Raw genomic sequence first — 12,588 nt, forward strand, 5'->3', positions numbered from 1 at the left:
AAGATCACATGAAAAAAATCGTTGTCGGTGCGGACCCTTTTGGCTTCACGGTAAAGGAAGAGGTGAAGAAATACCTGGAAGGAAGAGGCTACGAGGTTCTGGATGTGGGAACTCTTGATGAAGAGCATCCTGTGGATTATTATAAAGTGGGCTCCGAAGTGGGAAAGAGGATATCGTCCGGAGAATATCCCCAGGGGATCATTTTCTGCGGTACAGGAATGGGCGTAAATATTGTAGCCAACAAGTATAAAGGAGTTTACTGCGGATTATGCGAGAGTGTGATGTCTGCCCGCCTTTGCAAGATCATCAATAACTGCAACGTATTATCGATTGGCGGTCTGTTCAACGGAGGCTACAAGGCGGTGCAGATGGTCGAGGCGTTTTTGGACGCGGAATTTTCCATCGGTTTTTCCGAAGCCGCGCCGGAAGCACTCCAAGACGGTCTGAAAGGCGTGAAAGAGATAGAGGAGAGCATTTATGGCAAATAAGATCATGACCAGCATAGACGACTCTTTTAAACTGCTGAATACGAGGACTATACCGTGCCTGGGATTTGGGACTTATCTCGCCACCAGAGGAAAGAATCCGGATGTGATCGGACAGGCGATCCGGGCGGGCTACCGCCATATCGATACGGCATCCCTGTATGGGACGGAGCCGGAGGTAGGCGAAGCCATTCAGAAGAGCCGGATACCGAGAGAAGAGTTCTTCCTGACTTCCAAGGTCTACAAGACGGATATGGGATATGAGAAGACCAAGGAGGCTTTCCAGAGAAGTCTGGATAAGCTGCAGACGACATATCTCGATATGTATATGATTCATTGGCCGCTTCCCTATGTGAACTACACGGATTGGAGGAAGCTGAACCTGGATACCTGGAGAGCCATGGAAGAGCTGTACTTTGACGGGAAGATACGGGTACTGGGAGTGTGCAACTGCATGCCCCACCATCTGCTGAACATCATGGAGAACAGCATCGTGATGCCCGCGGTGGATCAGCTGGAGCTGCATCCCGGTTATATGCAGGAAGAAGCAGTGGAATTCTGCCGGAAACACGGGATTGTGGTGGAGGGATGGAGCCCCACGGGCCGGGGAGTGCTCCTGGAAAACGAATTCCTGAAGGGACTGGCTCTGAAATATGAGGTATCTGTGGCACAAATCTGCCTCAGATTCCTGCTCCAGAGCAACATCCTGCCTCTGATCAAGACCTCCAGCATGGAACGGATGAAGGAAAATCAGGATGTATTCGGTTTTAACATTTCCGAAGAGGATATGGAGGCAATCCGGAATATGCCTTTGGCCGGATGGTCCGGAGAGCATCCGGACAGACTCAGAGTTGCGGCTGTTGATTGATTCAATATTCAGGGAATGCGCAGGATGAAAGTTCTGAAAATTTGTTGACAGAACTGGAAGAGCGTGCTATATTGTGAAAAAGACACATGATTATCCGGCAAATGGAATATCATGTTATATCGGTAGAGGAATCTAGGAGAGACCGTCTGTGAGGACGGCGCCGAAGGGGAAGTTGCAAAAACTCTCAGGCAGAAGGACTGGATTCGGACGAAACTCTGGAAAGCGAAAGCACCGACGAAGCAACCCCATATGGGAGAATCTTTCAGGTTAATGACAGAGCGCATAGAAGAGAAATCTTTTGTGCGCTCTTTTTTATGTACTTACAGAGAACAAATGTTTGAAAAAAATTGATTGGGGAGGTCAGCGATATGGAAAAACAAACGCCACTCTTCGGCAGACATGTCGAATACCACGGAAAGATGGTGCCGTTCGCCGGCTGGCTGCTGCCGGTGCAGTATGGAAGTGGAATAGTTTCTGAGCACATGGCGGTGCGGACAAAATGCGGGCTTTTTGATGTGTCCCATATGGGGGAAATACTATGTACAGGTACAGACGCGGAGGAAAATCTGAATCATCTTCTGACCAACTGTTATACGCAGATGGATGACGGCCAGGCCAGGTACAGCCCTATGTGCAATGAACGGGGAGGAGTTCTGGATGATCTGATTGTCTATAAGCAGGAAGAAAACCGGTATCTGATCGTAGTGAACGCTGGGAATAAGAATAAGGATCTTGACTGGATGCAGGCTCACCGGCTGGGGGATACAGAATTTCAGGATATCTCGGAACAGGTTGCACAGATAGCCATCCAGGGGCCTTTGTCCCGGCAGGTGCTGAAAAAAGTGATTTCCGCACAGGATATCCCTGAGAGATATTATAGCGCCCGGTTCCGGCGCAAAATCGGGGATATGGAATGCATGATAGCGAAAACAGGATATACGGGTGAAGATGGTTATGAGATTTATGTGGCTTCCGGGTGCGCGGTTCCCCTGTGGGAGCTTTTGATGGAAGCCGGTAAAGACGATGGGCTTATCCCATGCGGACTTGGAGCCAGGGATACCCTGCGGCTGGAGGCAGGCATGCCTCTCTACGGGCATGAGATGAACGAAGAGACGACTCCCATGGAGGCCGGGCTTGGAAGCTTTGTGAAAATGGATAAACCGGAATTCGTCGGGAAAGAGGCCATAAAGGCGGCCGGGCCGGCGAAGCGGAAAAGAGTCGGCCTGAAGGTGCTCGGCAGGGGGATAATACGGGAGCATTGCCTTTTATATGCGGACGGAAATCCCGCCGGGGTATCGACGTCCGGAACTCACTGTCCTTATTTGGGATATCCGGCGGCCATGGCTTTTGTGGATGTGGATATATCGTCTCCGGGACAGCTGTTGGAGGCAGAAGTCCGGGGGAGAAGGATTCAGGCAGAGGTGGTAAAGCTGCCCTTTTATAAAAGAAAGCAATCAGATAAATAAAAATATAATTGAAAATAAGTGAAGAAGGAGGATATTAATATGAATTATCCAGAGGAGCTGCTATATTCTAAATCTCATGAATGGGTGAAGCTGGAGGGGGAAGACGCCCTGATCGGGCTGACCGATTTTGCACAGGATGCGCTTGGAGATCTCGTTTATGTGAATCTGCCGGAGCCTGGCGGTGAGCTTACCGTAGGGGAGTCATTTGCGGACGTGGAGTCGGTGAAAGCGGTATCGGATGTCTATTCTCCGGTAAGCGGGACAGTCGCCGAGATCAACGAGGCGCTTTTGGACGCCCCGGAAGAGATAAATCAGTCCCCTTACGAAGCATGGCTTGTCAGGGTGACCGGAGTGACGGACAAAGAAGAGCTTATGGATGCGGAGGCGTACCGGGCTTTTGCTGAAACAGAAGAAAACTGAGAGCAGGAAAAGGAGGTGTGATATGGGTACTTATATCCCGAATACTGGAAACGAACAGCGGGAGATGCTGGAAGAGGCCGGGTTCCAAAGCTTTGATGACCTGTATACAGAAATACCGGAATGTGTCCGCCTGAACCGGAAATTGGACCTGCCGGAGGGAAGTCCTGAGCTTTCTGTACGCAGGCAGGTAGAGGCTCTGGCCGGAAGAAACCGGATTTTTAACTATATATTCCGGGGAGCCGGGGCATATAACCACTATATTCCGGCGGTTGTGGAGGAGGTGGCGTCTAAGGAACGGTTTGTGACAGCTTATACGCCCTATCAGGCGGAAATCAGCCAGGGGATTCTGCAGTCCATATTTGAGTATCAGACGATGATCTGTGAGCTGACCGGTATGGAGGCGTCCAACGCGTCTGTGTACGACGGAGCGTCCGCGGCTGCGGAGGCGGCCGCCATGTGTACAGACAGAAAAAGAAAAACAGTATTGGCGAGCGCCGCCATAAATCCTGGAGTGTATCAGGTTTTAAAAACCTATTGTTTTGGGAGCGGGAACCGCCTGGTTCCGGTACCGGAAAAAAACGGCGTTACCGATTTGAAGAAGCTGAGAGAGATGCTTTCAGCAGAATGCGCCTGCTTTTATGTGGAACAGCCCAATTATTTTGGCCAGGTGGAGGACGTGGAAACGATGGCCGATATCGTCCATGAGGCGGGGGCAAAGCTTGTGGCGGGCGGGAATCCCATTGCCATGGCACTTCTCAGGACGCCGGGAGAATGCGGTGCCGACGTGGCGGTTGGAGAGGGGCAGCCACTGGGAATCCCTCTGAGCTTCGGAGGACCGTATCTAGGTTTTATGGCTGCCACGAAGGAAATGTTCCGGAGGCTGCCTGGCCGCATGGTTGGGGAGACTTCCGACGCCGGGGGAAATCGGGGATATGTGTTGACGCTTCAGGCGAGAGAGCAGCATATCCGGAGAGAAAAAGCCGGAAGCAATATCTGCTCCAATGAAGCCCTTTGCGCTGTGCGCGCGGCGGCATATATGGCGGTGATGGGAGAGGAAGGGCTGAGAGAGACGGCCCGTCAGTGCTACAGCAAAGCCCACTATTTCCAAAAGAAGCTGAAAACGGCAGGATTATCCAGGGTCTATCCCGGAGACTTTTTCCATGAATTTGTGACCAGGTCGGACATTCCTTCCCGGATGATACTTAAAAAGCTGGAGGATCATGGGATACTGGGAGGGCTGCCATTAGACGAAACAAGGATTTTATGGTGTGTTACAGAGCTGAATACGAAGGAAGAGATGGATGAAGCTGTCAGAATCGTAGAGGAGGTGGCGGGATCATGAAACTTTTATTTGAACTGGGGACGTCTGGCAGACATTGTGATATCCTGCCTCCCTGCGATGTGCCGGAAATGAGTCCGGAATGTCTGCGGAAAAAAGAACTCCGCCTGCCGCATCTTTCTGAGACAGAAATCAGCCGTCACTATACGGAGCTGGAAAAACAGGTTTATGGAGTGAACGACGGATTTTATCCTTTGGGCTCCTGTACGATGAAGTATAATCCTAAAATAAACGAAGCGATGGCGGCCCTGCCAGGTTTTGCGAAACTGCATCCGCTGCAGCCGGATTACACGGTGCAGGGGGCCCTGGAGCTTTTGAGACGTACAGAAAAATACCTCTGTGAAATTACAGGAATGGATGCCATGAACTTTCAGCCGGCTGCCGGGGCTCACGGAGAGTTTACCGGACTTCTGATGATAAGGGCTTTTCACCAGAAAAACGGAGAAAAAAACAGGACGAAAATCATTGTTCCCGATTCTGCTCATGGGACCAATCCGGCCAGCGCGGCGATGGCCGGATATACGGTGGTGAGCGTCCCGTCAGGAGAAGACGGCTGTGTGGATCTTGAGAAGCTGAAAGAGGCGGTTGGAGAAGATACGGCAGGCCTGATGCTCACCAATCCTAACACCGTCGGACTTTTTGATAAGAATATCCTGGAAATCACCCGGATTATCCACGACGCCGGAGGCCTCTGCTATTACGACGGCGCCAACCTGAATGCGGTCATGGGTATAACGCGGCCAGGTGATATGGGATTCGACATCATTCATTTAAACCTGCATAAAACGTTTTCCGCGCCCCATGGCGGAGGAGGGCCGGGAAGCGGCCCCGTAGGGTGTAAAAAAGACTTGGCAGAGTTTCTTCCTGGCCCTGTGACGGAAGAAAAAGAGGACGGTTCCAGTGGATTTGCTGTGCCGGAGTCTTCCATTGGAGCCGTGCGGAGCTTTTACGGGAATTTCCTGGTGATCGTGAAAGCGTTTGCGTATCTGCTCACACTGGGAGCGGACGGAATACCGGAGGCGGCCAGGAACGCGGTGCTGAATGCGAATTATCTGAAAAAGAAGCTGGAAGAGTTCTGTCCCATGGCATATCCCGGCACCTGCATGCATGAGTTTGTCATGACCATGAAGGATTTGAAAGACAGAACAGGAGTGGCCGCTTTGGACATTGCGAAGGGCCTGCTGGATAATGGCATTCATCCCCCGACCATGTATTTTCCGCTGATTGTCCGCGAAGCGCTCATGGTGGAGCCTACGGAAACGGAGAGCAGGGAGACGTTGGACGAGGCGGCGGAAGGGTTCCGGGCCCTGTACCAAAGGGCACTGGAGAATCCGGATGAAATCCATGAGGCTCCGGTAAAGACTCCGGTCCGACGGCTGGATGAAGTGCGGGCAGCCAGAAAGCCAGTGCTGAGGTATTTTTATGATTGAAAGCTTGGGATTATTGATTACTCAGAGTACTAACCCATTTTATAATCTGGCTTTGGAACAATATCTGACCTTCCATGTGAAGCAGGGACAATGTATTCTTTATCTGTGGCAGAACCAGAACACGGTAGTCATCGGAAAAAACCAGAACGCATGGAAGGAATGCCGCGTCAGGGCCCTGGAGCGGGACGGCGGGCGGATGGTGCGGAGAATGTCCGGCGGCGGCGCCGTTTACCATGATATGGGGAATTTGAATTTTACATTTACCGTCCGGAAAGAGGATTATCATGTGGACCGGCAGCTGAAGGTGATTCTGGAGGCGGTGAAGATACTGGGAGTAAGGGCAGAAAAGACAGGCAGAAATGACATCACAGTGGACGGCAGAAAAATATCGGGAAACGCTTTTTATGAATCAGATGGCTTCTGCTGCCATCATGGGACTCTGCTTTTGTCTGCGGACAAAGAGAAGATGGGAAGGTATCTGAACGCTTCCCCGGAAAAGCTGCGGTCAAAGGGGATAGAATCAGTCAGATCCAGAGTGGCAAATCTTTCGGAATATTGTCCGGACGTAAACATCAGGATGATGGAAGAATTGATGGAAAAAGCATTTAGCCTGGTTTACGGTCTTCCTATAAAACGGATTGCGGAAGAAGGGCTGCCGGAAGGATTTCTCAGGCAGGAAGAGAAGAAATTTTCCTCCTGGGAGTGGAACTTTGGAAAAAAATCAGATCTGCAATATGAGATACGGAAACGGTTCTCTTGGGGAGAGATAGAATTGCAGTACCAGGTTGACCGGGGAATACTCGCGGAGTGCAGGATATATTCTGATGCCATGGAACCGGGATGGATAGAGAGCCTCAGGGATTCCCTGACCGGGATTCCTTACAGAGCGGGGGATATATACGGGGCGCTTATGCGGCTGGCGGAAAGGAATCCGGATAGGGCCGGACAGACAGAGGACGTAAAAGCTCTGATACTGGATGGTCTGTAACGGAAAAGGAAAACAGGAAAGGCGGCGGGGAAAATGTATGGACTGATTGTTATTGGAGCCGGTCCGGGAGGATATACGGCAGCGTTAGAAGCAGCTAAAAGAGGAATAAAGACGGCGGTCATTGAAAAAAGACAGCCTGGAGGTACCTGTCTGAACAGGGGGTGCATTCCCACGAAGGTGCTCCTCCACAGCGCGGAGCTCATGGAAGAATTGTCATCAGCAAATGGATACGGAGTAGAGGCCGGAGATATGGCCCTTCGTCCGGGGCGGCTGAAAGAACGGCAGGAAGAGGTACAAGAAACACTCCGCCAGGGAATCATCGGTCTGTTTAAAAGAAACAAGGTGGATTTCATCCAGGGAGAAGGGATGGTGCTGGATGCCGGACATGTCCAGGTCAGAAACGGCGGAAAAGCCGGAGAAAACAGAATTCTGGAAACGGAGAGAATCCTGATAGCGGCCGGAGCGAGACCGGCGCGGCCTCCCATACCGGGAGCGGAGTTGCCTGGAGTGGTCACCAGCGATGAGCTTTTAGAAAGACCTTTTTTGAAGGAGAACAGTCTTCTGATAATCGGCGGCGGTGTCATCGGAGTGGAATTTGCATCCGCTTTTCAGAGGCTGGGGATTCAGGTGACGATCGTGGAGGCCCTTGACCGCGTTTTAGCGGGAATGGATAAAGAGATTTCGCAAAGTGTGCGGATGCTTTTGAAGAAGAAAGGGGTGGAAATCCATACATCGGCGGCAGTGGAGAGCCTGTCCGCGGGTTCGGAAAGAAGGATTGCCTGCCGGTTTCGGGAAAAGGAAGCCTGTTTGGAAAGGGAGGCGGACTGCGTGCTGATTGCCGCCGGCCGGAGACCGTCTTTAGAGGGGCTAATTCAGGAGGGCGCAGGAGTAAAAACAGAGAACGGAAGGATACTCGTGGATTCCCGTTGTGAGACCAGTGTGCCGGGGATTTATGCCATCGGAGACATCACAGGGGGAATCCAGCTGGCGCATGCGGCTTCTGCCCAAGCCGTCCGTGCCGTTGCGGCTATGATGGGGGAAACAGTTTCAGGTTCAGCCAACGTCATTCCTTCCTGTGTCTATACCAGCCCGGAAATCGCGGCGGTGGGAATTACGGTGGATCAGGCGAAGGAACAAGGGATAGAAGCGGTTTCCGCGAAATATCCCATGTCTGCCAACGGAAAAACGGTGATTGGGGGCGGCGAGAGAGGATTTATCCGGGTGGTGGCGGAAAAGCGAACAGGAAAGGTGTTAGGGGCCCAGATGATGTGCGGGCGCGCAACGGATATGATTTCTATTTTTACAATGGCGGTTTCCTTAAGGCTCACGCTGTCCCAGATGGCGTCCGTCGTCTATCCCCATCCCACATATGCGGAAGGGATCAGGGAGGCGGTAAGGCTCTGTATGGAAAAGTATAAGAAAGAAAAGACAGATACAAATTAGTCGAACCATAGGTATAAATCTCTAATAGTTTGATTTTAAAAAATGAGAAAAAAGTGATTGCAAATAGACCGAAAATATAGTAAGTTAATAGTATATTGAAAAGTTAAATTTGATTTGTGTAGAGAATTAATCTTTCGATAATTGATTACAATCATATAAAAATATATAATTATACAATATTGCCAAACAAAGAACTATAAAATTATTTTTTATTACTTAGTCTATGTTTATTTACCGTATCAATTTCCGCATTTGCGTGGGGTGGAGAATTTGAATTTGTATTTTTTAATACTTCATCCAAACAGCCAGATTTTGGCGAGGGACGAATGGCTAAACTGAAAGACGGGGATTAATATACATATGTATATTTTCGAGTTCGCGATGTGTAAGTAAAAATTGTGCTACAGAGTACAGCACGATTTCTAAATATTTAATAGATAAAATGCAGACCATGAAGCATTTAAGCTCGTCAGCAGGGACTTGGTGTCCGTAACGTAAATTATATATGGCCGCCGTGTCGTACTGACATGGCGGCCATACTATCAGGGGGGAATAAAAATGGAAAAAAGATCTATAGGTTTAGTGACAATTATAACATTTCTATTATTTGTGACGGGCTGTGCGGCATCTGAAGATATTGAGAAAAGGTCGGAAACCAGTTTACAGAATGTTGAAATAAGCAGTACGGATTCTACGACATTGGTTTCGAATGCGGAAACGGATTTCATAGAGACACAACTGGCGGACGGTGTTACAGTTCAGGCCCTTGTTGACAACCCGGTTGGCACAGGAAAAGTACCCGTGTATACTGTAGACTATTTGAGATATTCGCCGGAAAAAGCGAAAGAGGTCTTTTTTGCCAACCAGGATATAGTAATGCAAGAAAGAAACGGCTTTTTTGTATTTGAAACGCCGGAGGAATCGCTCACAGTAGGAGAAAATTTAAGTTACTCCAGAATATGGGATAGTGTGCTTTACGGGCAGTTTTCAAGTTTGGAAAAGGATGGAGAACAGGAAGATTTACCTTTTTGCTCTCTTGAAGAGGCTAAAATCGAGATTGAAAGAACGTTAAAGAGGTTAGGCGTAAACGACTTTGAGCTTGATAGAGCTTATTCTATTAATTCGAAGGAATTGCAGCGAGAAGAGGATAGCTGGAAAGATGATCCTCAATTTTTAGATGCGGTAGAACAAAAGAATTATCCGTATAAAGGAGTATGGAACCCAGAGGATGGAGTATATATCTTTTATTATAATGCTGTTATAAATAATATTTCTATATATGGAAATTATTATGAGGATGAGAACAAAAAAGAAATATGGGGAAATTCAATAAGGGTTACATATACAAATAAAGGGATTATTTCCCTCAACATTGATGGCGGGATAGAAATAAAGGAACAGATAGATTCAAAGAACATTCTTAATGTAGAAGAAGTACTGAATAAAGTTAAAGAAAAATTTGATCTTATAATTGAGCTCGGAAATATGAAAATCACACAATTGAAATTGATGTATTTAACAGTCTATGGTGAGGACGGTGGACTGCAGTTGATTCCGATGTGGAAGGTTTTTGTGGAACAGGAAAAATCCATTGATACTATTATGAAAGAAAATGGCTATGTTCAACTGCCACAGCAAGAACAAGAAAAAATGAGAGAAATAATTATTGAGAAATTAGGCGATAACCCGACGATAAAATCTAATATATATTTTAACGCACTGACAGGAAGAGAAATATTATTACAATGATAAGGAAAAGCAGATGAAAAAAGCCAAATTAAAAAATTACATTCGCATGGATTTAAAGAGACTGTTTTCGAGTGTTCAATTTTATATTGCCGTAATTGGCATTTTGGGAATTAATGTTCTAAATATTCTGGATGAGACAGGCGTTGTTACTGAAAGTTCTGTTTTATATTTATTTAATGGCCGGGCAGTAGTAGGTGCCTTTGAAATGTTATTGATTTTTTTTGCTATACTTCCATATTGCCTGAGTTTTTGTGTGGATTGGGATTATGGTTATTATAAGATTGAATTAATCAGGGGGAATAGAAACCGTTATTTAATTTCAAAAATAATTACTACAGTAATTGGAACGCTGGTGGCGACAATCGCCGGATATATTTTATTTGTATTAATACTTCGATTGTTTTATCCATTGTTCCCCAGAGGAGTAGAAGAAATTAAATATTATATGCAACTTACTCCAACTGCTTTTCAGGAAGCTGCTTTTTCCCGGATTCCGCAGTTATACTTTTTAGTCACTATAATACCAGAAGCATTGATGTATTGTTTTTTAGCTTGCGTAGCACTTCTTATATCAAGCAAAGATACTAACCGTTTTATAGTACTTAGTTCTCCTATTATATTTTACTACATATTTAATTTTTTATGTGGCACTCTTAGACTTCCTTCAATATTAATGTGGCAGTCACAAAAAATAGGCGTTATGCCTGATTTACCCTGGATTCAGAACCTTTTTGTCACAGTAGGTTATTACTTATTATGGATTGGGCTTGTAGGAATATTGTTTTTAAGAAATGTAAGGAGGAGGATACAGTTTGGCCATTAAAAAAATAGTTAAAATTATCCGGGGTAATTTATCTCTATGTTTTGTTTCTCCGAGATTTTATATAGCATTAATTTTGGCAGGGATTTTATTTCAGCAAATTGAGGGGCCTATCCGAACTTTATGTGCCCAGACTGGTTATTCTATCACGCCATGGCTATTTCCCCACTTGACGTCTTTATATTACATTCAGAATATAGTTACTTTAGGGGTGGTTTTGATTTTTTGTGATGCCCCGTTTATTAAAAATAATACACCTTATACTATGATTAGGACTGGAAGAAGCAGATGGTTTGCTGCTCAGGTAGGATATATTGCTGCTGTTTCTCTTATTTATTGTTTATTTTTATATTTTATCAGCATTATACTTATACTTCCATATTTGAAAATAGATATGGGATGGGGGAAAATAATTGGAACACTTGCCCAAACGGATGCCGCATCGCAGATAGGAACAGTAAAATTAGAGTACCAGATGATAATAGATTTTAAACCATGGCAGGCTTTACTGGGCACATGCGGTATGAGTTGTTTGGTATTTATTTTTACTGGCTTACTAATGATGTGCATTAATATTTTTGGACATCAATATTTAGGGCCCATAGCAGGTGCTGCAGTTGCATTTACACCATATTTAGCGAGGATTTTTTCAAATATGTATACGGGATATTATTTCTCTCCACCTACTTGGATGAGTATGATGGTGTTTGGAAAAAATAGATTATCTCCTTATCCGACCATTCGTTATGCAATTGTTTTTCTGATTGCTGGAATTATAGTATTAATAGTGTCTTCGTATTGTAAATTTAGAAAACAGGCAGTTGAGATTATGACTATCATTAATTAATATCGGGGGAGTATTGTATGGATTGTATTCAGGTAAGAAATGTTACAAAGAGATTTAATCAATTTATTGCTTTAAATAATATTTCTTTAACTTTTGAAGAGGGAAAGATACATGGAATCGTAGGCCGTAATGGCAGCGGAAAAACAGTGCTTTTTAAGTGTATATGTGGCTTTATGTATCCAGAACTGGGAGAAATAATTGTTAATGGGAAGAGAATAGGTAAAGACACTGATATTGCAGAAGACGTTGGAATAATTATTGAAAATCCTGGATTTTTGCCTAACTACAGCGGATATAAAAATCTACGCTTTTTAGCTGAATTATCTGGAAATGTGAAAAAAACGCGTATTGAGGATGTTTTAGAATTGGTGGGGTTAGATCCGTCTAATCGCAAAAATGTTGGTAAATATTCTATGGGGATGCGTCAGCGTCTTGGAATTGCACAGGCTATCCTGGAAAACCCATCTTTATTAATTTTGGATGAACCGATGAATGGGTTAGATAATCAAGGAGTGAAAGATATGAGAAGACTTTTTTTGAGTTTAAAAGAGGAAGGAAAGACAATTCTTTTGGCAAGTCATAATAAAGAAGATATATCTGTACTTTGTGATACCGTTATTGAAATGGATCACGGAGAAATTATATCGTGTTCGTAAATAATTAAATTATAAAAAATCCCCCCCGCCGCATCCAATGCAGTGAGGGGGAAATCAAAAGGGGAGGATAAGTATTT

Annotated in this window: 12 protein-coding genes and 1 riboswitch; all 12 genes read left to right on the forward strand. The window is 45.9% G+C overall.

Going from position 1 to position 12,588, the window contains the following annotated elements; genetic code table 11:
• Positions 1–8: 8 nt before the first annotated feature.
• Positions 9–488, forward strand: a complete 480-nt coding sequence (locus LQE92_RS12405; RefSeq protein ID WP_231063271.1) for an RpiB/LacA/LacB family sugar-phosphate isomerase — start codon at positions 9–11, stop codon at positions 486–488.
• A complete protein-coding gene (locus LQE92_RS12410; RefSeq protein WP_231063272.1) occupies positions 478–1,353 on the forward strand; it encodes an aldo/keto reductase in 876 nt (291 codons plus the stop codon). The genes LQE92_RS12405 and LQE92_RS12410 overlap by 11 nt, the downstream gene beginning before the upstream one ends.
• A 123-nt stretch (positions 1,354–1,476) precedes the next feature.
• Positions 1,477–1,563, forward strand: a riboswitch (glycine riboswitch).
• 158 nt (positions 1,564–1,721) lie between these two features.
• On the forward strand, positions 1,722–2,819 hold the full coding sequence (gene gcvT / locus LQE92_RS12415) for a glycine cleavage system aminomethyltransferase GcvT (RefSeq protein WP_231063273.1): 1,098 nt from the start codon (positions 1,722–1,724) through the stop codon (positions 2,817–2,819).
• A 39-nt stretch (positions 2,820–2,858) separates the two neighbouring features.
• Positions 2,859–3,239: a glycine cleavage system protein GcvH gene (gcvH, locus tag LQE92_RS12420; protein WP_231063274.1), complete on the forward strand. Its 381-nt coding sequence runs from the start codon at positions 2,859–2,861 to the stop codon at positions 3,237–3,239.
• Between the two features lie 22 nt (positions 3,240–3,261).
• Positions 3,262–4,581 carry an aminomethyl-transferring glycine dehydrogenase subunit GcvPA gene (gcvPA, locus tag LQE92_RS12425; RefSeq protein ID WP_231063275.1) on the forward strand — a complete coding sequence of 440 codons (1,320 nt, stop codon included), beginning with the start codon at positions 3,262–3,264 and terminating at the stop codon, positions 4,579–4,581.
• Positions 4,578–6,008, forward strand: a complete 1,431-nt coding sequence (gcvPB, locus tag LQE92_RS12430; RefSeq protein ID WP_231063276.1) for an aminomethyl-transferring glycine dehydrogenase subunit GcvPB — start codon at positions 4,578–4,580, stop codon at positions 6,006–6,008. The genes gcvPA and gcvPB overlap by 4 nt, the downstream gene beginning before the upstream one ends.
• Positions 6,001–6,996, forward strand: coding sequence for a lipoate--protein ligase (locus tag LQE92_RS12435; RefSeq protein ID WP_231063277.1), 996 nt, complete (start codon positions 6,001–6,003; stop codon positions 6,994–6,996). The genes gcvPB and LQE92_RS12435 overlap by 8 nt, the downstream gene beginning before the upstream one ends.
• A gap of 33 nt (positions 6,997–7,029) precedes the next feature.
• Positions 7,030–8,439, forward strand: a complete 1,410-nt coding sequence (gene lpdA, locus LQE92_RS12440; protein ID WP_231063278.1) for a dihydrolipoyl dehydrogenase — start codon at positions 7,030–7,032, stop codon at positions 8,437–8,439.
• Positions 8,440–8,997: 558 nt separating this feature from the next.
• Positions 8,998–10,188 carry a hypothetical protein gene (locus tag LQE92_RS12445; RefSeq protein ID WP_231063279.1) on the forward strand — a complete coding sequence of 397 codons (1,191 nt, stop codon included), beginning with the start codon at positions 8,998–9,000 and terminating at the stop codon, positions 10,186–10,188.
• A gap of 13 nt (positions 10,189–10,201) precedes the next feature.
• The gene (locus LQE92_RS12450; RefSeq protein ID WP_231063280.1) at positions 10,202–11,011 is read left to right on the forward strand and encodes a hypothetical protein; all 810 of its coding nucleotides are present in this window, start codon (positions 10,202–10,204) and stop codon (positions 11,009–11,011) included.
• On the forward strand, positions 11,001–11,855 hold the full coding sequence (locus LQE92_RS12455) for a hypothetical protein (RefSeq protein ID WP_231063281.1): 855 nt from the start codon (positions 11,001–11,003) through the stop codon (positions 11,853–11,855). Before LQE92_RS12450 ends, LQE92_RS12455 begins: the two co-directional genes overlap by 11 nt.
• Positions 11,856–11,872: 17 nt before the next feature.
• Positions 11,873–12,511 carry an ABC transporter ATP-binding protein gene (locus tag LQE92_RS12460; RefSeq protein WP_231063282.1) on the forward strand — a complete coding sequence of 213 codons (639 nt, stop codon included), beginning with the start codon at positions 11,873–11,875 and terminating at the stop codon, positions 12,509–12,511.
• Positions 12,512–12,588: the final 77 nt, after the last annotated feature.

The organism is Lientehia hominis, from assembly GCF_021044755.1.
Taxonomy (GTDB): domain Bacteria; phylum Bacillota; class Clostridia; order Lachnospirales; family Lachnospiraceae; genus Lientehia; species Lientehia hominis.